The following is a 23114-nucleotide window of genomic DNA, read 5'->3' on the forward strand; positions in this document are numbered from 1 at the left end:
CCATTTGAGATCTTTTTAGGCGATCGCACAGGGCAATAAGCCATCGTAGCGAAACTTGCCAAACGCGAGTACTTCCAACCCAAATAACATGCCAGCCACCGATGCCCTAAACACATGAGAGATCGTCGTGCCTAATAATACCAAAGGTGCCATCCGTAACGGAATTATCGATCGCGGATCGTGAATTTCTTCGAGCAACAGGTTATTCCCGGCTTCGACACTGCTACCTAAGTAATGATAAATCAGCCCGCTCGACAACCCACCCAACGGCAGTAAAAACAAAATCCAATGATGGGATTCCCGCCATTGAGTTGCCCACTCTAATGTAGCTAGTAGGGCGGCTGAGGATGTTCCGGTCAGTATTCCGATCGTACAACCGATCGCCAGCCATTTAAGCAGATATGGGATGACTCGAACTGGTTCGAGTTGCAGCCACTTATTCATTCAGATTTTGGGTTTTAGATTACGGATTTTGAGATGTGCAACAAGTCGGGGAATAATGGAGTGCGCGACTCTCTGCCTTCTGTATTCGAGCGAAATCGAAAGTATAAACGATCGCTAGTTAGTGTAGATCGGGAATAATTAACAGTACAACGCGGTAACATAGAGATCGATTCTGCTTGCTGCGAACATTAATACGATAGTACGATTACCATAGCGAGCATTGGTCTCAAGCTTAAATTGCTAATAGTACATAAAACACGCGATCTAAATAAGATTTCGATCGCCTTCAGTTGAGGAGCAATAACTTAAAATGCAATCACGCGCAGTCCGAGAAGGTTCAGTTGGATTGATGCTCATAGCTGGATTGGGAGTCTTTGGTGCTATTTTTTTATGGCTGAGAGGCTTGACACCTGGGAGTCAAACTTATAATGTCATCGCACAATTCGATCGAGCACCAGGAATGCAGCCTGGAGCCGTAGTCAGGTTTCGCGGCATTCGAGTTGGGAAAGTGACTAGAATCGAACCTGGGGTAAATGGGGTTGACGTGGTAATGCAAATGGACGATCCCAATTTGGTAATGCCCAAAGATGTGGCGGTAGAAGTCAGCCAAACTGGCTTGATTGGCGAGCCAGTTGTCGAAATCACTCCCCGCAATCGGGTGGCAATTAATGCTGCTGATATTGCCAAAGCATTAGATAGTAAGTGCGATCGCAATCTCATTCTTTGTAATAACACCAAAGTCAACGGCCAAATCGGTGCGAGTTTTAATGAATTGATCCAAAAGGCTACGAAATTAGTTGACATTTATAATAATCCAGAAGTAGTCAAAAATCTTAATAACACTCTGATCGAAACCGGAAATGCAGCAAAAAATTTCTCTCAGTTGAGTAAAAATCTTAGTAAAGTTAGTAATGATTTTTCGAGTTTACCTAAATCAGTAGAAAGCGGATTAAAGAATTTGTCTGCTAAAGCTGATACGCTGACTGTCTCGATCGATCGTACCACTACCAAATTTGGTCAAACTGCCGACAAGTTTAATGTTACTGCTGGTGAATTGACTGCAACTGCTGCCGAGTACAAAAAATTAGCCACATCTGTCAATAGTTTAGTTGTCGAGAACCGTAAAACATTTGCATCTACCCTAAATAACTTCGATAAACTGAGTGTAGATTTACGCAAAACAGTTAATGCTGTCAATCCTTCGATCGTCAAGCTGAATACAACGATATCGAAAATAAATTCAGATAAATTAGCTAAAGACCTGGAAGGCGTACTGAGTAATGCCAATCAAACCTCACTCAATCTCAAAAATATCACAGCTAATTTAAACGATCCAAAAACATTATTAATACTACAGCAAACATTAGATTCGGCTCGATCGACATTTCAAAATACCCAAAAAATTACTGCCGATCTCGACGATTTGACTGGTTCGCCAGAATTTCGATCGAATCTCCGCAATTTAGTAAATGGCTTGGGTAAACTAGTTTCTTCTACCGAACAATTAGAACAACAGGCTAAATTAGCACAAACGATCGAACCATTAGGTAAATCTCTCGATCTCTTGAGTAGTTTACCCGCTCCAAGTGCTGTCAGTGGTACTAACGATCGAGAGATCGATCGATCGAATTATCAACCGAAACCTATTACCGAGCAACCATTACTCCATCCACAAGAACCATTTAGAATCGATAGTCGTTGGCGCAATCCATAACTTTAGGGAACAGGATATTTGCTTCGTGTTAGTAATGCTACCGATTGTGTCTTGTCTGGCTGTCTTGACTGAAACACATGTTGAGGAAACCTCTGCGTGATTTCAGTCGAAAACCGTCAGGAAACCCAACGTTGGCGTTGGCTGTGCCTACGGTAGGCACAGCCTCTGTATCCGCAGATCCGCGAGCTGCAAATCGAGGCTAATGATACAAAGTCCGTGTAGGCGGACTTTGCATCACAAGCCGAGACTTCCAGTCTCCAGGCATTTTTTAACCAGAACTCGCGTTCATCAACTGCTTTGCAACAACCAAATTCCACTGTAGGTGATACCAGAATCGTCGGGAGTTACTAACAGAAAATGCAAGCCATGTACGAGTCGTTTCCGTGCCTCATAAAGTCTGGCTGCTTGACTGACTTCCGCATCATTAAATGTCACCATTACCCAACGATCGGCTAAACCGACATCCAAAACTAATCCACCCGGATCGTCTCCCAAATAATTGAGGCTCACAGGCTCTGTATCGGCAATCCAGCGCGCCAATCGCATCGATTGTGTAGCCCCATAGATAATGACACCAGGGATGGCTACATTCGCTCCTAGACCCCAATGCGGGGGTAATAAATAGTCAGGCATCGACACGATCGGAATCGGTCGATCGGCAAAATCTGCTACCAATTGTCCGGCGGTTAACGTTACAAATTGCCACTTTTCTCCCATTAAATAATCGGGTATCGGTTGGGGCGGGGGCGACTCGATCGCCAGCGGTTGATAATTAGGATTGTGATAGTTTTGCGTTTGTTGTTGCAATAATTTTTTTAACGCGATCGTGCGGCGAGTTGCTTCAACTTCAATCCCTAATTTTTGAGCGGCAGTTTGAATCAATCCCAAACTTTGCGGGCGAAAAACTTGAATTGCTGTGGGTAATTTATCTGTTGCAGCTAACTTTATTTGTGCTGCAATCCACTCAGCATTTACCTGTTTTTGGGGGCAAATAGCCGTATGAAACCACCCGCCATCCGCAGCGCAGATGACTAATTCCCAGAGGGTTTCACCGCGATCGTTTTGTTGAGGACGACTGGAGATATCTGCTTGCCACAGCATAATTGTCATAATTTATAGTTAACGGCCACTCTGCCACTACTAGAAATGTTAGGCGATCCATTGCAATAAAGATACGATCGGATTGCTGTAGCATAAAGCCTCAGTGAGGAGTATACTCTTTATCGGGAATTGCCTTCGCCTGTCATCGAACCTCAAGAGCCGCAGTCAGAAAGCTTTATCACTGTTGAGAATTTATACGGATTAAGCACCGATCGCTAGCATATTGGTAAAGGGTGGCATCAATCTGAGACTGCATGGGAATATTTATGATTGGGATGAACTGGATGGTTGAAAAAATTGTATTACTAAGTAGTGTAATGGCGGCTTCATGGTTGGTTGCTAAGTCGGCACAAGCTCAAATAATTGGCTGTCCAGAGGGCTATTATGGGATCGGTGGCGGCAATGCTGGTTGGATTGGTTGTGCGCCATATGATACTCGCAGCGAATATCCGACGGCACCCGATCGAAAACCAGAACCCGAACGACCGAGAGTGCCGACGATGTATGCCAACAGTTATATCGCAGTTGCATGGCATCCTAAAGCCACTGATGTGTGGGCAACATGGAATCAGCGAACTGCCGAAAAATCTCAGCAAGTTGCTTTGGCTGCCTGTACGCAAATAATGGGAGCGGGTTGTACGATCGCGGTGAGTGGCTATAATGGGTCGGTGGCAATTGCTAGGGATAAAAGCAATCTAGTCTGGTATGGTTGGGGAAATAAGCCAGATAATGCTCGCGAGATTGTGCTAAAAGACTGTAAGGATAAGAATAAAGACTGTAAAATCGTGCATGTATTTACTGCCGAACCGTTACTTCAGCCTGCTAACTTTACGCCGACCCAGCAAAAATTTCTGGAAACCAATCCAGCATTTGACTTCTCCAAAAATTATTTTCCTGGTAATCCAGTAGTGTCTAAAGCACCACCCCAACCAGTTGGCAACTATGAGATCGCAGTGAATGGGCATCAGGTGACAATGAACCAGCAGTTGGCCAATATTTCGATCGCCAGTGCCCTAGAACGCAAGCAAAGCCTTGAGCGGCAGTTTGCCAACGATCCGCGCTACGCACTAATGAAGGCTGGATATTGGGAATTAACGCCAAGAGCGGCGGGGCTGGCGACTGGTGACGGTTGTTCGGCAACTTTTGCAACGCTAAATGGTGCCGTGGCTGTTGCAGGCCCAAATGGACAGTATCGGAATGCCGCCATCACATTTTTTGGCGGGAATATCCCCGTTCCTAAGAATGGCCAGATGAAAAAGGTCACACTCGCACAAACAGGTGGTAAGCCACCTGCTACGGTTGAGGCTTATCATTTTCCGATGGCTAATGGCAAACTGGGTGCGGTTACTTTTGTCGTCCCTGATGCCTCAGCCCTGGTTAATAATATGTTCGACGAGCATCGCTTTGCCGTCTCACTCGGTACAAAACAAGCACTTGACATTACATGGCGCGGCGGACACAGTATCCGAGATCGACTCACTAAGTGTCTGAAGGGTACCGGAAATCCATATTAAACAACGATCGCGTGCAGATCGAGTTTATCAACTTGCTCGATCGACGATAAACTAAACATTGTTTAGCAGCTCTACACCAAGCATGGAAATTACCTGGCGATCGGTCAAAACATACACTGATATTCTTTATCATAAAGCCGATGGCATTGCTAAAGTTACCATCAATCGCCCGGAAAAGCGCAATGCTTTCCGTCCACAGACCGTATTTGAAATGTATGATGCTTTTTGCGATGCGCGGGAAGATACTAGCATTGGCGTGGTGTTACTGACAGGTGCTGGGCCGCATACCGATGGTAAATATGCCTTTTGTTCCGGCGGCGATCAATCGGTGCGCGGGCATGGGGGTTATCAGGGCGCAGACGGAATTCCGCGCCTAAATGTGTTGGATCTCCAACGCTTGATTCGATCGATGCCCAAGGCGGTAATTGCGATGGTTGCAGGGTACGCGATCGGGGGCGGTCACGTTTTACACTTAATTTGCGATTTGACTATTGCTGCTGACAATGCGATCTTCGGCCAAACGGGGCCAAAAGTTGGTAGTTTCGATGGTGGTTTTGGGGCGAGTTATTTGGCACGGATTGTCGGCCAAAAGAAGGCGCGCGAAATCTGGTATCTGTGCCGTCAATACGACGCGCAGGCAGCTTTGGATATGGGTTTGGTTAATACTGTGGTACCGATCGACAGACTCGAAGCCGAAGGGGTAGAATGGGCGCAGGAAATTTTAGCCAAAAGCCCGATCGCGATTCGCTGTCTCAAAGCCGCGCTCAATGCCGATTGCGATGGACAAGCAGGCTTACAGGAATTGGCTGGTAATGCCACGTTACTCTATTACATGACAGAAGAAGGTGCAGAAGGCAAACAAGCCTTTTTAGAAAAACGTCAGCCTAATTTTCGTCAATATCCCTGGTTGCCATAGATATTAATAGTAGTCGAGAATAGAAACCCGATAATTTTGCCTTCGATTTGGATATTTTAAAATCAAGATTCATAACTTTAAAATATCCATCGATAATCGATCGATACCTAATTACTTAGCTGGAGATTGTTCGCCCGATCGCATTTTCTGCAATCTCAACTCTTGCTCGGCAACCTGCTTTTTGAGTAATTCCAGTTGGGTTTGAGTTGCCTGTCTTTGTGACTCTAATAACTGAGTTTCCGATTTTAATTTAGCCATCCGCGCATTATGATCGTCGGTGCGCCCTGGCTGGTAGGTAATCCCTAAGTATAATGTGATATTTCGACCGTCATAAGTATTGAGCGCGCCCCCAAAGTTTAGGCCAAAGTCATTTTCAGTATTGATCGGATTTTGGATGACAGGACTCAAGGGAATATTGGGATAGATATTGTTAACCTGCTGAGAATTAGTTTGACCGCTATTGCTGAGATTATTATTTTGATTATTCTGGTTATTAGTGTTGCCATTAGAGTTATCGCCGACGAAGGAATCTTGTACAGAATTAGCAGTCTGGGCCTGAGCGATATTCGCGCCTACTAATAACCAAGAGATAATTAAGGCGGTTGTAGCTAGATATTTGTTCATCGCGATCGACTCTATAAAGTAAGTTTGCAGGAATACACCCAATCTTAAGTTACACACAAATACTCAGAAAATTGACACCTGTTAAACTAATCTTACATTTAGCACTACTTCGTGAGCTTGAAGTATGGACAAGGAAGATTTTTGGCGTTATCGCTCTGGGATACGACTTGTCGCCAGAATTTAGAGTAGATAATGTCTTGACGCGCTCGATCTGGAGGGAACATCCAGATCGAGCGTCACTTCATGAATTGCCCATACTCTAAATTTTGGCGACGGTGGCTAAATTAGCCGATAACTTTTTCGATGCGGGGGATTGCCAATTGATGCCGATGCAATAACAGCAAAGATTGAATCAAATCGGGGCCGTGAACCTCGCCTGTAAGGGCAGCGCGGAGACTTTGCATCACTACGCCTTTTTTGACATTTTGCTCTTTTGTCACTTGTTTCATCAGCTCCTGAGCCTCGCTCTCGCTCAGATCGGGTTTAGTTTCAAGCGTTGTCACCAGAGTGGTTAATACTTCCTTGGCACCTGGTTGGGCAACTTTGGCAGTGGCTTCTTCATTGAGTATTACGCTATCGGTAAAGAACGTCCGACTAATTTCGACACATTCATCTAGACGTGCCAGACTAGCACCAATTAAACTAGTAAGCTGTAGCAACCAAGCTCGATCGGCATCGGGATCGAATTTAAAACCCGCAGCTTGCCAATACGGGATTAATTCTGGCAATAATTGCTCGGCTGGCATCGCGTGGATGTATTGGCTATTAATCCAGTTGAGTTTATCCCAATCAAATTTGCCTCCAGCTTTATTCACTCGATCGAAATCAAACTGTTTAGCTGCTTCATCTAGGGTAAATAACTCCTGAGCATCGGGAGCCGACCAACCCAACAGCGTCATATAATTGACTAATGCTGGGGCGATATAACCCATTTTCTTGAAATCGTCGATCGAGGTTACACCATCGCGCTTGGAGAGTTTCTTGCCTTCCGCGCTCAAAATCAACGGCGTATGTGCAAATTCTGGTACCTTTACCCCCAAACCTTCATACAGTAGGATCTGTTTGGCAGTATTGGCAATATGATCCTCACCGCGAATGACGTGGGTAATTTGCATGTCGATATCATCGACAACGACGGCGAGATTATACAGCGGTTGACCGAGTTCGTGTTCGTCAGCAGCGCGGGAAATGACCATATCTCCTCCCAAGTCACTACCTTTCCACGTTACTGTATCTCGAACTAAATCTACCCAGCTAATTTCGCGATCGTCATCAATTTTAAATCTAATTACCGGACGCCGACCTTCGGCAATAAAGGCGGCTTCCTGCTCTGGTGTGAGATTGCGGTGGCGGTTATCGTAGCGCGGAGCTTGGTTATTGGCTTCTTGAGAAGCTCGCAACTCGTCGAGTTCTTCGGTGGTAGTGTAGCACCGATAAGCACTACCATTATCTAATAAAGTTTGAATCGATTGGCGATACAAATCCAAGCGTTGGGATTGAAATAATGGCCCTTCATCCCAATTTAAACCCAACCATTTCAAACCGTCGAGGATATTTTGGGTGTATTCTGGTTTGGAACGTTCTACATCGGTATCTTCAACCCGAAGGATAAATTTACCGTCATGATGATGCGCGAATAACCAATTGAAAACAGCGGTACGAGCGGTACCGATATGTAAGTTACCAGTAGGACTAGGAGCGATGCGAACTCTGACTGTCACGGCGAATATATTTTAGCGGTTCATCTTTGATTGTAAATGGTTCCGCCTGCCACAACAGAGAAAATTGCACTGTCGATCGACAGCACAAAATTGATGAGAATTAATACGATCGCTTAAATGTCTCTTGTTGCAGATAAATCACCCGGGGAGTTAGCGGCGGTAATCTGTCAAAAGCATTAAAATCTACTTCATAATTAAAATTACGAATTGGCACATTATAATACCCAGCACCACCACCTGCTTGATACGCACCACTAAACTCTTGAGGCGATCCCAAGCTCACAAATGAGCCAGAGTAATTAAAATTTTGACCGCCCCAATTTTCAACCATGCGCATATAATTGTTTAGACCACCACTGTAGGATGGGGGACCCGCCAGTGAACTGGTGCCAGTACTATTACCAACACTTGTATCTGTATAAGATAGGAAAGCTGCATTGACGCTAGTGGGTGTGGCAGCATTTTGTCCGGTAGTAATCCCACAATTTATCATTGCAGTATTACCATCAATGCATTGATTTGAGAGCACCGTAATCGTATCGCCAATCAGAGCTGCGGGATGTTTGGCGGCATTGGTAGCAAAATTATTATAGTCGCCTTGGACGTACAAGCCGCGATCGGTCACTACGGTCATCGGCCCAGGCAGATTAGATCCCCCACTAAAGGCAAAGCCATAGGAGCTTCTCCTTTTGCCTTCAGTGTAGTTCCGTAGATTGTCTGCGGTATCGACTGTCAAATCTGGACTACCATCGCCATCGAGGTCGTCGCTGACGGTAGCATGATAGACTAATCCGCCTTCAGTTGTATCGGACGCCGCCAATCCTAGCTTTTGAAAACTACCAGTAGCGGCTGTCGCGTTGGCCGTAGCGCGAATGAATAATAAATTATTGGTATCGGATGTCGAACCATTATTACCGCCATTAAAAGCGGCTGTGGTTTGGGCGGCAGTTGCGCCATCATTCGTGGTAATGTCATTATCGCGATCGACATACACACCATCGCGATTCCACATCGTCAGACTGGCAATATTGCTCTGTAACATCCCAATCCACCGATTTTCGCGGCGATCGAAATAACTCGACTGCCAAGTATAATTGCTATTTGCCCCACCACTACCCGTTAGTACCTGAATGGGTGCTGGTAAGAAACAACCACCTACCGCACCAGCCAACTGTGCGGGTGACTGAGCTGTATTTAAGGTTGATTCTAAACTAGTTGCGATACTACTAATACTCGCATTAGCCGGATCGCTCAACGGTAAATTAAGCTGGTTTAGCGGTATTGGCGTATTTTGGGCAGCAATAGCAACTTGGAGCGCACGCAATACCCTCCGTTGGCTCAATAAACTGGAATCGTGATTGACGGCTACAGTCGGACACAAGCGATCGCGCTCTTCAGTAGTGACTACTTTACTCATCACTGGCTGCATCAGACTGCGGAGTTGACCCTCATTGAGTCTAGTACACTTAAGGCTCGTACCTTGCCGCCCCGTAGAAATGTCAAATCCGGTACAACTGCCACCACTACCGCCATCTTTGATTGACGTAAAATTAAATGGCACATTACCCGCAGCGCGTTTGGGTACCATTTCTAGCCGCAAATCTGCTTTACCATAATATTCCCCAATATTCCCGTCTGCATCGCGCTTACGCAAGAAACCAGGCTGGGGAACTTGGAGTACGGTTGCACCTGCGGCTCCATCGAGAACTCTGCGTTGAAACCCAGCTATTTCTGTAGAATCGAGGGGGGTGAAGCGAGCTGCATCATAATCGGGAAACTTTTTATATACGTTGGTTGGATCTCCAGGGTTATTAGGATTTCCAGTCAACAGCACTTGAGTATCGCCATACCGATTGATAGTAATTGCATCGACTCGATTATAAATACTGTTAGCGGCTGTGACTTGGCCGAGCAAACGTGTCGTCGCGGTACCAAATGGAGTCGGTTGGATATATAGATTGGCATTGGTATGAACGCGACCATTAATATCCATTTGGGACGTGGAGTTCATCTCCAAGTCCCCGTTATAAAAAGCTGCAAACTGAAATAGCGGAATGTTGCGACTCTTAAAGGTCATTTCGAGAACTGTCATTGCCCTGGCATCCAAATCTTGCGCCTGCCTACTCGTCGCCATGCTATAGATGGTATAGCGATATTCTTGAGCATTTAAGCCTGCATAAATTTGTCCGGCAGGAATCACCTGTACTTGGGGAATCCTGCGGACGGGATCGATGTAAATCGTGCGATCGCTAACAAAACTGTAAGCCGTATAATTGACATTATTAGCGAAATCAGAAGCTGATAAAGTACCATCAGCTTGCCTGCCGACATTAGTTCCAATTGCATGTTTGTAGTTTAGATCTACTTTCTGACAGGCAAAGTCACCACTTCCATCATTGGTCAGATCGCTATCGAGACAAAAAGACATATTATTGGGGCCAGCGATCGATCCAGATACAGCACCTGGACTAACGCCACTAGGCGTCACATAATCGATAAACTTTTGGCGAACCGCATCCGATCTTTGATTGAGTCCAGACTCGGCAGCATAAAAGGTACTATTAGCCTCTGTATAAGCATTGGTAGCAGATTTGCTAATATTCGTAATCGTTAGATATGCAGCCAACAAACTGAAAATCAAAATCGTGACGATCGATACCAGCATCATCGCGTAGCCAGTATCGCTGGACTCTTTCCGTGCGTGGTGTTGCGCTCGCAGCATCAAATGTAACAGGCGAACGGAGGGGTCTAGTTTTGACATAGGGGATAGCCCGATCTGGTGGTCTGACTGTGGTGCTAAATTTACGATCCGGTCAGTATTGACAGTGAATTGGTAAATGCTGTTTACTACTGGAATTAGTGTTCCCAGATTCTCTGTCAAATATATCCCGACTGCCCAGATTAAGCATTATGGCTTAGAACTAATCGTCATGAATGGTTTCGATGCCACGAGCGGGCTGATGCTGGTATAAAAATAGACAAAAAAATAGACACCCTCTGTAAGGATGTCTGATCTGGCCGAGTTTAACGGTCTGAGCGACCCAGCTAAACTTAGCGGAAACCAACAGCAGCTTGCCAAACGAAGGCTAAGGCCAGAAATAGTACTGGAATGATGGGGAGAACATCTACTAGTGGATCGAAGATGGCATATGCTTCGGGCAATTTGGCAATTATGAGTGCTGCGTCCATATTTTATTAATCCTTATTGATATCACGGCGATCGTAGTTGGTAGCTATTTTATCATGTCTGGACAGAGTGGATCGGGCGATCGATGCTCTCTATCTAGATTTCAATCGGTGCCACAGATAACGATCGCTGACAAACATCGGTTACATAGTTCGCCGTAGATTGTAACTATTTGTTAAGTTTTTACTGAAGTTTATCAAGAAAGAAAACAAATTAGCTGATTGATTGTTACATAATCGGGGATTACGGATAATAGTTAGTGTTAGAAGCAAATCTGAGAGCCTGGAAAAACTCAAACAATATTGCTAAATTACTGTCCGTTTTTAGGAGGTATCGATCGTGGCATCTGCACTCGAAGTTAAACAATATCTCGCACACTGGTTTCAACTGGGCAGAAAGGTTTATATCCACAATGGGAACCAAGCTCTATTGCCGAGTAGAGTCTTTTCCAGTATGGATTACAGCATGGAGTTCGAGCAATGTTGGGACTTAATCCTGTCGGCTCGATCGGGCGAATGCTATTTGGAAGACACATCTCAAACAATCGCGGAGTTGCTTACTCCTCAATGGGAGCTAGTCGATTGCGCTCGGTGCAGTATGCTCATTCCTCTACAGGTTGCGGGCATTCCATCCGAACATTGTCCTTGTATTAATTTACCGCATTGGCCAAATCTGGACGTACCTACACCGCGCTTACCAGTAGCCGTTCGATCGAAGTTAACTAATATGCAGGAGCGGTTAGAGCGGTTAGCCGATGACAATTAAAGCGGCTCTTTTGCATTGATGAAACTAAGTTCGATTGATTACAAAGAGTGATGCGTGCGACCGTCGATTAGGCGGCACGATCTTGTTCGAGAGCATAGTTAATGCAAGCGAACAACACCTCGATTTTGCCCAAGCCTATTTGTTGAGATATCCCACTTGGTTCAAAAATAAAGCTTGCGAATTTGCAAGCTTTATTTTTAAAAGATTTTATTCTCAAAGTCTTCATGAACTGATGCAAATAAGCTGCTGGGTTATCGACAGATACTCTAAGAATTAAATCATTGATGAGCGTATTCTAATTCAGGTACCGTCTTTGCTGAGATTGCGAAAGGGTGAGGTTCATCTTCACCTAAAACGATTAGTTGTTGGCAAGGAATCTTATCTGATAAAATAGAACTTGCCATCATCCCAGTATGAATTTCTAGATAGCTGTAACTAGGAGCTTCAAATATCAGCCGTTGTCCGGGAAAAACAACTCGCTCGAAATACCAATTGTGAACATTGGTGATTCTGGCCACTTGAATCTGACTGGTGCTATTGACATAGCAGCAGCAAATCTCATCATTGTGGTTTTCGGGTAAGGGATCGAGAATGTGAGGCATAATAATGTATTTAGCCTAGTGCCCATAAAATCATTTACAGTCTCAAGGTAACACTCCTATTTAGTGAGAAGCTGTAAAGTTTACTACCTTTTCGCATCGCTGGGGATCGCATCTGACTAATAGGTGCCAAAGCCCCGAATATCGATCTAATCTGAGTCTGAGACTACCTTTTTGAGAGAATTTTGTGTAAAGTTATATTAAAGAGATAAATAAAGCTCCATCAGGATTTAAGGATTTGCAGGATTTTCAGGATTAGGTTGTCGGTGATAAGCTGTGTTCCCTGTTCCGATCGGGATTTAAGGATTTACTGGATTTTCCGGATGAGGTTATCGGTGTTAATCATTGCCCCCTGATTCCGAGCGGGATTTGAGGATTTACAGGACTTTTAGGATGAGGTTATCGGTGCTAACCTTTGCTCGTTGTCCCATATCCCCTACTCTCTATCCCCTATTCTCTATTACCTATCCCCTAACTATGACTACACGAATTCTCTATTGTCGCCTCCCTTGCAACCCAATTTTCCCGATCGGGGTTGTGTACTTGTCAGACCACGTTCACAAGCAGTTTCCGCATGTCGAGCAACGGATCTTCGATCTCGGTACGGTACCACCGCTAGATTATGGTAAGGCACTAGACGAAGCGATCGATAAATTTCAGCCAGACTTACTGGTTTACTCTTGGCGAGATATCCAAATCTATGCACCAGTCGGCGGACGTGGTGGCAACCCCCTCCAGAACTCCTTTGAGATTTTTTACGATCGTAACCCACTTAAGAAGCTACACGGGGCGATCGGTGGGGTGCGGATGTTAACCAGCCACTACACAGAATTGTGGCGCAACATGTCCCTAATTAAGCGCGGGTTGAAACGTGCCAAACGCCATAATCCGAACGCGCAATTAGTAGTCGGTGGGGGAGCTGTGAGCGTCTTCTACGAGCAATTAGCCAAGAGTTTACCAAAGGGCGCGATCGTCTCGATCGGTGAGGGGGAAGTCTTGTTAGAGAAGATTATTAGATCTGAAGATCTTACCAACGAGCGGTGTTATGTCGTTGGTACCGCACCGCGCAAAGGTCTAGTCCACGAACCACCAACCTCGATCGAGAAGACGGCTTGCAATTACGATTATATCGAGACCATTTGGCCAGAATTTAGTTACTACTTGCAAGATCGGGATTTTTATGTCGGCGTGCAGACAAAACGTGGTTGTCCGCACAACTGCTGCTATTGTGTTTATACGGTAATTGAAGGTAAGCAAGTCCGGATCAATCCCGCCGATGAAGTAGTTGCCGAAATGCGTCAATTATACGATCGTGGCATTCGGAATTTCTGGTTTACAGATGCTCAGTTTATTCCAGCTCGACGCTATATCGATGATGCGATCGAATTACTCCAAAAGATCGTCGCTAGTGGGATGACAGATATTAAATGGGCAGCTTATATTCGTGCTGACAATCTCACTCCCGAACTGTGCGATTTGATGGTCAAAACGGGAATGAATTATTTTGAGATCGGTATTACCAGCGGTTCTCAAGAACTAGTTCGTAAAATGCGGATGGGCTATAATCTGCGTACTGTCTTACAAAATTGTCGCGATCTTAAAGCCGCTGGATTTGAAGACATGGTGTCGATCAATTACTCATTTAATGTCATCGACGAACGCTTTGAAACGATCCGCCAAACGATCGCTTATCACCGCGAAATGGAAAAGATATTTGGGGCGGATAAAGTCGAACCAGCGATCTTCTTTATCGGCTTACAACCGCACACGCATTTAGAAGAATATGCTTTCAAAAATGACGTAATTAAACCCGGTTATAATCCGATGAGTCATATGCCATGGGTAGCCAAAAAACTTCTCTGGAATCCCGAACCATTAGGCTCGTTTTTTGGCGAAGTTTGTCTGCAAGCCTTTCGCGATAACCCTAACGATTTCGGACGAGAAGTGATGAATATTCTCGAAGCACGGTTGGGGAAATCGGCGTTGGAGGAAGCTTTAACTGCACCTGTAGAAGTCAAACAGTTAACTAAAGTTTAGAGCTAAATAACAATCCTCGATAATTATGAGTTTTGAATTAGAAACTCAACGTTTACGACTACAACCAATTTTAGCAAGTGACTCGATCGCACTACACAATATTTTCATCGATCCATACGTGCGAAAATATTTATGTGACGATCGAGTTTGGGAGCTACAACAGGTAGAGGAGATGTCTCTAGAAAGCCAAAATTTATTCGATACTCAAAAACTTGGTCTCTGGTTTATTAAGACTAGAGATCCAGAGGAGATTGTCGGCTTTGTCGGCTTATGGTACTTTTTTGAGGAAGACCAGCCTCAATTAGTTTACGCTCTAATTCCCACAGCAATAAATAAAGGCTACGCTACCGAAGCAGCTCTGAAGATAATAGAATATTCCTTTAATAAACTCGGCTATCAATATCTTTTAGCAAGCTGCGATCGACCTAATTTAGAGTCTATAAAATTAGCCCGAAGACTGGGAATGCGCGAAGTAGAACAACGGACGAGCGAGGATAAACCCATAGTATTTTTCAGGATTGAAAAAGAACTAGTAAATACTATTTAATAAATCAGTGACTAGAATCCGGACTAAAAGATGCGATTGCTGTCAACAATTATCCGATGTTTTATATCGAGTTCGGGTCGTTAGCGGAGCCTCTCCCGTGGAGAAGCAAGATGGGAATTGGCAATTTGTTTGCAATCATTGTTGGCAGACTATCGATTCAGATAGTCCCGATTATAGCTATGGCGGTACTTGGAAAGCTCACAAACGATAGAACTTATCAGACCGATATCTAAAGTTTATCGATCGAATTTTGCTAATCATATTTATCAAAACATCTCATTAATTAATGATTGCGCGATCGAGAGATCCTGAGTTACTTTAGAGCGATGTCCCTTATCGCAGGAACTAGAGAAATGAAGACATCAATTGCCGCACCGATCGCCAATAATACTCCTGTAAAGACCCCGAATGTACCGTGGTATCCCAAAATCAATCGCAGTCATATCGTGCGGGTTTTGGAGTTAGTCCAAGATACGATTGCAATTTCTCTATGTATTGGATTGTTTTGCGTGATGGTATTGCAGTTGAAAGAAATCTTCTTGTCGCTGGGTACCTTACGCTTTCATGAGATTACCGCCGATATTATGTTTATTTTAATTTTGGTCGAGTTATTTCGACTATTAATTATTTACCTACAAGAACAACGCGTATCGATCGGCGTATCCGTAGAAGTAGCGATCGTATCCGTACTGCGAGAAGTAATTGTTAAAGGTATCTTAGAAGTCCAATGGGAGCAGGTAATAGCAACTTGTGCATTCTTAATTTCGATGGCAATTTTAATGGTAGTGCGAGTATGGATTCCACCAACTTTTGAAGGCATCGATCCAGAACATCAAGTTTCTAACCGACTCAAAGTCAGTAAGCATCACGATTGAAATAGCGATCGGGTAATTACGGGGAAAGATCGAGGAGATAATTTTGAGTCGCGATTGCGACGGCTTGCTGGCGATCGTTCGCACCTAACTTATGTAAAATTGCCCGAACGTGAACCCGCACAGTTCTGAGCACAATCTAGAGAATCTCCGCAATTTTTCGATCGGTGCTATCAGACGGCGGATGGATGCGGCGCAACCAGGTGCGCCAGCACCCTTCACCCTCGAACAAATAACTCACTCGATCGAGGATATTTACAAAATCGCTGAATAGGCTGCTTTCCGCATCAAAGCTTAGAATTATTTAACTAAAATAGTTCGATCGTGAGAGTATAAACTTGCAAGAGATGTAACGTTTTATAACTAAAATTTTTCAAATTGTTATCACTAGATCGGGGCTAAATTGAATGCCAGTACATATAATCGATCTGGACTGTAGATCGCCATCGAGTATAAACGCCTAAACATGCTGGGGAAATTCAGCTTGTAGAGTAACGAGCGGGTTGAGTTTGATGAGCAGTTTACCCGCTCGATCTGTTTAAACTCACAAGCTTAGGATAAGAAGATTGAAGCAATACTTACCTAGTCTCGATCGAAACAACTAAAATAGACACCGCAGCCTCAAGCTAAACCACTCAAACTATTTAAGCGATTATTTTTAACCCCCATGGGCAAGCCAACCGGATTTATTGAATACCGCCGCGAAGTCGAAGGCGAACTAGCACCACTCGATCGCATCCACAACTGGGACGAGTTTCACCTGCCCATGCCCGACGACAAGCTCCGCAACCAGGGAGCTAGATGTATGGACTGCGGTACACCCTTCTGTCATACTGGCACCACGATCTCCGGTATGGCGAGCGGTTGCCCGATCAATAACTTGATTCCCGAATGGAACGATCTGGTATATCGCGGACTTTGGCGCGAAGCCCTCGACAGACTCCACAAAACCAACAACTTCCCCGAATTTACGGGTAGAGTCTGCCCTGCACCCTGCGAAGGCTCCTGTGTACTGGGCATCCACAACCCGCCAGTCACGATTAAAAGCATCGAACACTCGATCGTCGATAAAGGCTGGGAAGAGGGCTGGATCGTCCCCGAACCCCCCGCAAAACGCACTGGTAAAAAAGTCGCCATCGTCGGTTCTGGCCCTGCTGGACTTTGTGCTGCCGCCCAACTGAATAAAGCCGGACACTGGGTGACAGTATTAGAACGCGCAGATCGACCGGGCGGACTGCTGATGTACGGCATTCCTAACATGAAGCTCGAAAAAGAGCACGTCGTCCTCCGTCGGATCGAGCTACTCGAAGCTGAAGGAATCACCTTCAAATGCAACGTGGAAGTTGGCAAAGACATTAGTGCCGAAGATCTGCGGAAAGATTACGATGCCGTCATCCTCTGTACTGGAGCCACCAAACCCCGGGATCTCCAGATCGAAGGTCGCAACCTCAAAGGCATCCACTTCGCCATGGAATTTCTCACGGCTAATACCCAAACCGTATTAGATGGCAAAGAACATCGAGACTTCATCACCGCCGCTGGCAAAGATGTCATCATCATCGGTGGTGGCGACACGGGTACCGATTGCGTCGGCACCTCCATCCGCCACGGCTGCAACAGCGTCGAGCAACTAGAAATCATGCCGATGCCGCCCCAGTCCCGCGCTGCCAATAACCCCTGGCCGGAATGGCCGAAAGTCTACAAAATGGACTACGGACAAGAAGAAGCCACCGCGAAATTTGGAGCCGATCCGAGAGCCTATCTCACCACCGCCACCAAATTTGAAGGCGATGCCGACGGCAACGTTACTGCCGTCCATACCGTCCAAGTCCAGTGGGAGAAAAACGAGCAAGGACAATTCGTCCTCCAACACGTCCCTGGTACCGAAAAAGTTAACCCAGCTCAGCTCGTGCTGCTGGCAATGGGTTTTCTCGGCCCCGAACAGCCACTTGTCGATGCTTTAGGCTTGGAGAAAGACGCTCGCAGCAACATTAAAGCCGAACACGAACAATACGTCACTAGCATTCCTGGTGTCTTCGCCGCTGGCGATTGCCGTCGCGGTCAAAGTTTGGTCGTCTGGGCATTTAATGAAGGTCGCGGTGCTGCCCACGAATGCGACATGTATCTGATGGGTAATACCGATTTGCCTTAAGGCGATCCAGCTTAGATGGTAGTGGCGAAGAACGAGTCTATTGTCTGAGGACGTTACTCGATCGACGCCACCATAATTAAATCAACCACTGCATAGAGGTAAATAACATGCAATCACTGCAAACTGTCTACGATAATCTCGAAAAGATCGATCGAGTCGATGCGACTACCAGCGCGATTTACCGTCAATCGGCACAAGAAGTATTAGCCAATCCTGAAATTAGTTTAGAGTGGCGCAAAGCAATTTGCGATCGACTCAATCAAGTCAATCACGATCTAACAGTTCATTACGTTGTTGATGACGACAGTTATTAAGTTTGATAAATTAACTCAAATAGAGCGACTCAATCGAGCGATCGCGATCTCACAGTTCATTATGTTGTTGATGACGACAGTTATTAAATTTAATAAATTAACTCAAGTAGATCGACTCGAGCGAGCGATCGCGATCTCACAGTTCGGTTAAGTATAATCTCGACTATTTTTAGTCCGCTGTCTTGGCGCGCCAAGACAGCGGACTTTACACCACTAGCAGCGGTTGAAACTGCTGCTAAACTCACTAACCGAACTGTATTGAAACACCAGGAGCATTGTGATGATTTCCTAGATTTTGGATATCAATCGGTTTTTAAAAATCGATTGGCAAAAATCCGTGCCATTGCGTCACCACCACCCGCACCGCCGATTCGTTCCATTCCATTTTCCCGACATTGTTGGAGATATACTTCATCCCCCAGCGTGCGTTGGATCGCCTGTGCGGCTTGAGTGATAGTTTCCGCTGTAGCTGGCTTGGTGCCTATGGTTTGAATTGAGGAACCTAATAAACGCATTTGCGCTTCGGCGAAAGTATAGGTAAACTGAGGGCCAGCACCAGGAATTTGCACGATCGGTTTGCCCAATCCGACGGCTTGTTCGATCGCGGTACCAGCCATTCCCGCGACGAGATCGCACTGATATAAAATATCCGCAAAGGCATCATAAAGGCAGCGTAACTTAATCTGACGATCGGGATGAGTTAAATAACCCGATGGGTGATAATCCCACCCGCGTTGCGCTGCTACCTGTTGCAGGGGAATCGCACCAGTTGCATCTGGTAAGCATAAATTTGGGGTAATGGCGGCGCAAAACTGAATACCATTGGGAAATAGTGGCGATGTGACAATTGCCAGATCTAAAAGTAATTGTAAATTAGTTCCGGCTTCGGGTAATCTACTGCCAGGTAATAAGGCAACTAAAGGTAAATTGGGCGATAACTGGAGATCTTTTCCGGTTATTTCTAGTGCATCCATCGCGGGAAACCCAACAAAGATGGCTTTATCGTAACCTTGTTGATTTAACAGCTCGGCTGTATAGCGATCGCGTGTAAATATCTGCCGACATCGATCGGATTTTAACAGCCATTCAGTTAGCTTGGGATACTGCATTCGATGTTCGTAATATGCCGAACTCGATACCATAAATGAGATGTATGGTTTACCCGTCAAGTAGGCACCAAGTAATACTACGACATCCCCGATCGCGAAAATTGCTTCACAATCTTCGCCATATTTACGAACAGATTGAATCTGTCGCCAAAGTAAAGTGAATAATCCCGATCGAATGTCTTCTAACAGTTTGAACCTGTCGTTATAGACAAAACCACCTGAAGGTAATGCTTCGGTAGGGCCAATAATATCGATCTTTAAGTTACGATAAGCATTACCATAACCAACGATTGGCATGGCACCAATTTCTACATCTGGGACTTGTTGACGTAATGCTCTAACTATTTGAATGGCATTGAGATCTTCGCCATGTCCGTTGCTAATAAATAAAACTTTTTTAGTCGATCGGGTTGAGTCTGAGCTATTCATGTTTAACCATGGAGGATGCAGCGATTCGCGTTCGTCGGGTTCCCCGACGGTTGAGCGAATCAAGACAAGACAAGACAGCGAGTGCAGAGAAAAGAGAGCAAGACTAAGTTAAAAGTTCAGAGTATAAATTTTCTGTTTTAATTAACATTCGATCGAGTGCAAAGTACTCTTCATATCTTTGTCTGCCATTATGTGCAAACTCTTCAACTAATTCTGGTCGATCGAGTAAGTATTGCATTTTCTTTGCTAAACTATCTACATCTTTAGGTGGAATTAAGAAACCAGTTTTACCGTCTGCAATTTGTTCGACGATACCACCAATTGTTGTGCCAATTGCTGCTTTTTGTTGTGCCATGGCTTCAGCACAAGCTAAGCTACAGGCTTCTTGCAGTGATGGCAATACAAAGAAATTAAACAAGCTCATTAGCTCTGGCAAATCGTCGATATATCCTGCGAAAATCGTGCGATCTGCAATTCCTAACTCTTGAGATTGTTGCTTGAGTGGCTGTTCTAATTCGCCAATGCCTGCAATAACCAGACGTAAATTTGGTTTGCCTTGTGCCACTCTAGCAAAAGCTTGTAATAAGTATGTCAACCCCTTGGCTTCTGATAATCTAGCTGCCGTACCGATAATAGTTTGCTTGGCGGGATCTAAATTAAATCGCTCGGCTAAAGATGTTACTTTAGATCGATCGAGTATTGGTGTCGGTACGCCATTATAAATCATTTCTAGTTTGGCCGGATTCATGCCAAACTTAACTAAAATATCATACTCGGTTTGACAGACAGAAATTACTCGTGTCGCCCACAGATTTGCAAATAAACAGGCAAGGCGGTAACTAATATCTGCGCTGGCTCCATGATAGCCATGTACGGTAAAAACGATCGGGATTTTGGGAAATAACAACCGCACGGGAATCATTAATTCGTGCGCGCCATGAACGTGAATTAGATCGATCTGTTGACGTTTTTGTGCGGCTTTAATTCCTGCAATTAGTTCTCGTAAACCTTTAAAGAAGTTCCGCTCCCAGGCCGTAAATTCACAGTAATCGAGTTGTTGTGCTAAAAAAGGTGGCAACCCTTTACCAGTCGGCGCAAGTAATGACACCTGATAACGATGTTGATACTCTCTTATCAGACTTAATGCCTGTCTTTCTGTACCACCCAAATTTAGATAAGGTAAAATATAAACCAAATGTTTGGTATTTACCATACTTGTGTAGGGTGGGCACTGCCCACCAACTAGGGTTTAAATACTAACATGATTGACTGGACATAACCAATAATTTAATTGGTGTGCAGTGCCCACCTTACTGACTACTGACTTACAGATTAATGGTATATTGCGGACATTAATATCGACTAATGTGAATGAGCTTGCAACACACCCACGCTAGTTTGAATCGGAATAATATCCAACGTGTCGGGAGTCGCACAAAATTTGAGATCGGCAAAACATTCTAATCGGACCAATCGCTGTCCGTGACTGGCGAGGTAAAATAAGTCCAAAAGATTATCTTTCCACTGTCGATATAACGCGATCGAGGCTACTAGTTCATCATTACCAGCAACATCTGATAACGGTACGTTTAATTTAGTAATAATACTATCGGCAATTGCGCCCGCGCAGACGGAATCTTCGAGCGAATAATCGCCCTCCCAACCCGATCCTACCATCCAGACTGTCTCTGGCTCCTGGGCGATGACATAATCCACGATTGCCTGACGATTGACTAAAGCTGCGGCGAGGACGATTTTGGCATCCTGAATTCGCTGTAAGGTGCGAGTACCATTGGTGGTACTGATAAATAACCGTTTACCACCCACTACCTCTGGCGTACAATCTAGCGGCGAATTGCCCAAATCGCAACCTACTACTTTGGCACCACCCCGCTCGCCACCACGCAAACGTAATTCAGAAGGCCACTTGTCACTCACTTCCATTAGCATATCCATGTTGCTAAAAGCTTGAATGGCTTCGGCTCCAGACTTAAGTGCTGCGGCGATCGTCGATGTGGCACGTAGTACATCGATCGCGATCGCGCAGATGGGAAGTTCATTTGCGGGGGTGCGTTCGGGAGTGTGGTAAGTATATAGTTTCACAATTAGGACAAAAATATTGCTGGTTGGTCGGGTTGGTAATTTACCCTATTCAATCTTAATGCTAGTAGCACCCGAAAATTTCTCAACTACTGACAATTGCATTGGCGTAGCCTCTGGAGGAAGAAAATCGATATTTATGCGATTGCGATGATATTAGCATACAGAGGTAAGTTAAATTCGTCACTGTTGCTTTTGCATAACTTCTGTGTTTACCAATCGATCGAATTGATTTTTATCGCCATTAAAAACGTTGAGATCTACTAACGTCGGAATTCCCGCTATTCTACCACGTTCGCTATATTGCCAAAATAACCACTGTTTACCATCGGCTAATATTGGTAGCTTATTAAAGCTATAAAAATCACTAATCCAAATTGGTTGTTGGGCATAGCGATTCTGGAGATATCGATCGTAAAATTCGTGTGTTACGTATAAAATCGGTCGCTTGCGATAGAACTTTTCAACGATCGCGATAAATGTATTTAACTCGGTTTCTAATCCGGCTTGTGTCGGTTGCGATCGACAATTGCCACTAAATTCTAAATCGATAACTGGGGGTAATGTCCCTGGCTGTTTCGGTACTGTTTCGATATAGTTCTGAGCTTGTTCGCGTCCCGATTTACAAAAAGTGAAAAAATGATAGGCTCCGACAATTGTGCCTTGTTGCCTAGCCTGTCGCCAGTTATCCTGAAAGCGAGGGTCTTTGAAATTACCCCCTTCAGTTGCTTTCATCAAAATAAAGTTTATTGTCGATCGATCTAACCGCTCCCAATCGATCTGTTTTTGATGGCTGGAGATATCGATTCCGCGAATGGGAAATCGATTGCGATCGGGATAATTAATATGAATGATGCCAAAATAAAATAATAGCCCTCCGACTCCAGTGATTGTCAATAACGAACAAAACAGCAGGAAAAACAAAGATCTTTTCGTAATTTGCGGAGATCTGAATACAGAAAATTTTAG

General features: G+C 44.8%; 25 protein-coding genes. 13 read left to right on the forward strand and 12 right to left on the reverse strand.

Annotated elements, in window-relative coordinates:
- Positions 1–15 precede the first annotated feature (15 nt).
- Positions 16–444: a voltage-gated chloride channel family protein gene (locus tag CHA6605_RS23795; RefSeq protein ID WP_015161923.1), complete on the reverse strand. Its 429-nt coding sequence runs from the start codon at positions 442–444 to the stop codon at positions 16–18.
- A gap of 310 nt (positions 445–754) precedes the next feature.
- Between CHA6605_RS23795 and CHA6605_RS23800 the strand changes: the two genes are divergently transcribed.
- Complete coding sequence (locus CHA6605_RS23800) at positions 755–2158, forward strand: MlaD family protein (RefSeq protein WP_015161924.1); 1404 nt, start codon at positions 755–757, stop codon at positions 2156–2158.
- Positions 2159–2446: 288 nt separating this feature from the next.
- Here CHA6605_RS23800 and CHA6605_RS23805 read toward each other — a convergent pair whose 3' ends face one another.
- Positions 2447–3268 carry a Tab2/Atab2 family RNA-binding protein gene (locus CHA6605_RS23805; RefSeq protein ID WP_015161925.1) on the reverse strand — a complete coding sequence of 274 codons (822 nt, stop codon included), beginning with the start codon at positions 3266–3268 and terminating at the stop codon, positions 2447–2449.
- A 245-nt stretch (positions 3269–3513) separates the two neighbouring features.
- Between CHA6605_RS23805 and CHA6605_RS23810 the strand changes: the two genes are divergently transcribed.
- Positions 3514–4773: a DUF4189 domain-containing protein gene (locus CHA6605_RS23810; RefSeq protein ID WP_086936263.1), complete on the forward strand. Its 1260-nt coding sequence runs from the start codon at positions 3514–3516 to the stop codon at positions 4771–4773.
- A gap of 82 nt (positions 4774–4855) precedes the next feature.
- Positions 4856–5689 (forward strand): 1,4-dihydroxy-2-naphthoyl-CoA synthase, encoded by an 834-nt coding sequence (gene menB, locus CHA6605_RS23815; RefSeq protein WP_015161927.1) that lies wholly within the window; start codon positions 4856–4858, stop codon positions 5687–5689.
- A 111-nt stretch (positions 5690–5800) separates the two neighbouring features.
- Here menB and CHA6605_RS23820 read toward each other — a convergent pair whose 3' ends face one another.
- From CHA6605_RS23820 to CHA6605_RS23830, 3 genes are all read right to left on the reverse strand, one after another.
- Complete coding sequence (locus CHA6605_RS23820; protein WP_015161928.1) at positions 5801–6313, reverse strand: hypothetical protein; 513 nt, start codon at positions 6311–6313, stop codon at positions 5801–5803.
- A 284-nt stretch (positions 6314–6597) separates the two neighbouring features.
- Positions 6598–8034, reverse strand: a complete 1437-nt coding sequence (gene gltX / locus CHA6605_RS23825; RefSeq protein ID WP_015161929.1) for a glutamate--tRNA ligase — start codon at positions 8032–8034, stop codon at positions 6598–6600.
- 100 nt (positions 8035–8134) lie between these two features.
- The gene (locus CHA6605_RS23830) at positions 8135–10795 is read right to left on the reverse strand and encodes a hypothetical protein (RefSeq protein ID WP_015161930.1); all 2661 of its coding nucleotides are present in this window, start codon (positions 10793–10795) and stop codon (positions 8135–8137) included.
- A 76-nt stretch (positions 10796–10871) separates the two neighbouring features.
- Here CHA6605_RS23830 and CHA6605_RS36335 point away from each other — a divergent pair, with 76 nt between their 5' ends.
- Complete coding sequence (locus tag CHA6605_RS36335; protein WP_015161931.1) at positions 10872–11006, forward strand: hypothetical protein; 135 nt, start codon at positions 10872–10874, stop codon at positions 11004–11006.
- 79 nt (positions 11007–11085) lie between these two features.
- Here CHA6605_RS36335 and CHA6605_RS23835 read toward each other — a convergent pair whose 3' ends face one another.
- Positions 11086–11223 carry a photosystem II reaction center protein K gene (locus CHA6605_RS23835; RefSeq protein WP_015161932.1) on the reverse strand — a complete coding sequence of 46 codons (138 nt, stop codon included), beginning with the start codon at positions 11221–11223 and terminating at the stop codon, positions 11086–11088.
- Positions 11224–11560: 337 nt separating this feature from the next.
- On the opposite strand from CHA6605_RS23835, the gene CHA6605_RS23840 reads away from it, so the two are divergent.
- On the forward strand, positions 11561–11986 hold the full coding sequence (locus CHA6605_RS23840) for a hypothetical protein (RefSeq protein ID WP_015161933.1): 426 nt from the start codon (positions 11561–11563) through the stop codon (positions 11984–11986).
- A gap of 278 nt (positions 11987–12264) precedes the next feature.
- Here the strand turns inward: CHA6605_RS23840 and CHA6605_RS23845 are convergent, their stop codons facing one another.
- A complete protein-coding gene (locus CHA6605_RS23845) occupies positions 12265–12588 on the reverse strand; it encodes a DUF1830 domain-containing protein (protein ID WP_015161934.1) in 324 nt (107 codons plus the stop codon).
- A gap of 474 nt (positions 12589–13062) precedes the next feature.
- On the opposite strand from CHA6605_RS23845, the gene CHA6605_RS23850 reads away from it, so the two are divergent.
- The 4 genes from CHA6605_RS23850 to CHA6605_RS23860 all read left to right on the forward strand — a co-directional run bounded on the left by CHA6605_RS23850 (position 13063) and on the right by CHA6605_RS23860 (position 16044).
- Positions 13063–14622, forward strand: a complete 1560-nt coding sequence (locus tag CHA6605_RS23850; protein ID WP_041548421.1) for a photosystem II high light acclimation radical SAM protein — start codon at positions 13063–13065, stop codon at positions 14620–14622.
- A 25-nt stretch (positions 14623–14647) separates the two neighbouring features.
- Positions 14648–15169, forward strand: a complete 522-nt coding sequence (locus CHA6605_RS23855; RefSeq protein ID WP_015161936.1) for a GNAT family N-acetyltransferase — start codon at positions 14648–14650, stop codon at positions 15167–15169.
- A 7-nt stretch (positions 15170–15176) separates the two neighbouring features.
- Entirely contained in the window at positions 15177–15380 is a 204-nt protein-coding gene (locus CHA6605_RS33190; protein WP_015161937.1) for a hypothetical protein, read from the forward strand.
- Positions 15381–15522: 142 nt separating this feature from the next.
- Positions 15523–16044, forward strand: a complete 522-nt coding sequence (locus tag CHA6605_RS23860) for a phosphate-starvation-inducible PsiE family protein (protein ID WP_015161938.1) — start codon at positions 15523–15525, stop codon at positions 16042–16044.
- Positions 16045–16060: 16 nt separating this feature from the next.
- Here the strand turns inward: CHA6605_RS23860 and CHA6605_RS37360 are convergent, their stop codons facing one another.
- Complete coding sequence (locus tag CHA6605_RS37360; RefSeq protein ID WP_157260087.1) at positions 16061–16177, reverse strand: LuxR C-terminal-related transcriptional regulator; 117 nt, start codon at positions 16175–16177, stop codon at positions 16061–16063.
- Here CHA6605_RS37360 and CHA6605_RS35220 point away from each other — a divergent pair.
- The 4 genes from CHA6605_RS35220 (at position 16154) to CHA6605_RS34510 (ending at position 18658) form a co-directional block, all read left to right on the forward strand.
- Entirely contained in the window at positions 16154–16315 is a 162-nt protein-coding gene (locus CHA6605_RS35220) for a hypothetical protein (RefSeq protein WP_198288600.1), read from the forward strand. The two genes, CHA6605_RS37360 and CHA6605_RS35220, sit on opposite strands and share 24 nt — an antisense overlap.
- A gap of 393 nt (positions 16316–16708) precedes the next feature.
- Positions 16709–18193, forward strand: a complete 1485-nt coding sequence (gene gltD, locus CHA6605_RS23865) for a glutamate synthase small subunit (protein ID WP_015161939.1) — start codon at positions 16709–16711, stop codon at positions 18191–18193.
- 107 nt (positions 18194–18300) lie between these two features.
- Positions 18301–18507, forward strand: a complete 207-nt coding sequence (locus CHA6605_RS23870) for a hypothetical protein (RefSeq protein ID WP_015161940.1) — start codon at positions 18301–18303, stop codon at positions 18505–18507.
- A complete protein-coding gene (locus tag CHA6605_RS34510; RefSeq protein WP_015161941.1) occupies positions 18491–18658 on the forward strand; it encodes a hypothetical protein in 168 nt (55 codons plus the stop codon). The genes CHA6605_RS23870 and CHA6605_RS34510 overlap by 17 nt, the downstream gene beginning before the upstream one ends.
- 151 nt (positions 18659–18809) lie before the next feature.
- Here CHA6605_RS34510 and CHA6605_RS23875 read toward each other — a convergent pair whose 3' ends face one another.
- The 4 genes from CHA6605_RS23875 to CHA6605_RS23890 form a co-directional block, all read right to left on the reverse strand.
- The gene (locus CHA6605_RS23875) at positions 18810–20045 is read right to left on the reverse strand and encodes a lipid-A-disaccharide synthase-related protein (protein WP_015161942.1); all 1236 of its coding nucleotides are present in this window, start codon (positions 20043–20045) and stop codon (positions 18810–18812) included.
- Between the two features lie 103 nt (positions 20046–20148).
- Complete coding sequence (locus CHA6605_RS23880; RefSeq protein WP_015161943.1) at positions 20149–21258, reverse strand: glycosyltransferase family 4 protein; 1110 nt, start codon at positions 21256–21258, stop codon at positions 20149–20151.
- Positions 21259–21407: 149 nt separating this feature from the next.
- Entirely contained in the window at positions 21408–22148 is a 741-nt protein-coding gene (locus CHA6605_RS23885) for a 2-phosphosulfolactate phosphatase family protein (protein ID WP_015161944.1), read from the reverse strand.
- A gap of 180 nt (positions 22149–22328) precedes the next feature.
- Positions 22329–23042: a glycoside hydrolase family 25 protein gene (locus CHA6605_RS23890; protein WP_157260088.1), complete on the reverse strand. Its 714-nt coding sequence runs from the start codon at positions 23040–23042 to the stop codon at positions 22329–22331.
- Positions 23043–23114: the final 72 nt, after the last annotated feature.

The organism is Chamaesiphon minutus PCC 6605, assembly GCF_000317145.1.
In the GTDB taxonomy this organism is placed as follows: domain Bacteria; phylum Cyanobacteriota; class Cyanobacteriia; order Cyanobacteriales; family Chamaesiphonaceae; genus Chamaesiphon; species Chamaesiphon minutus.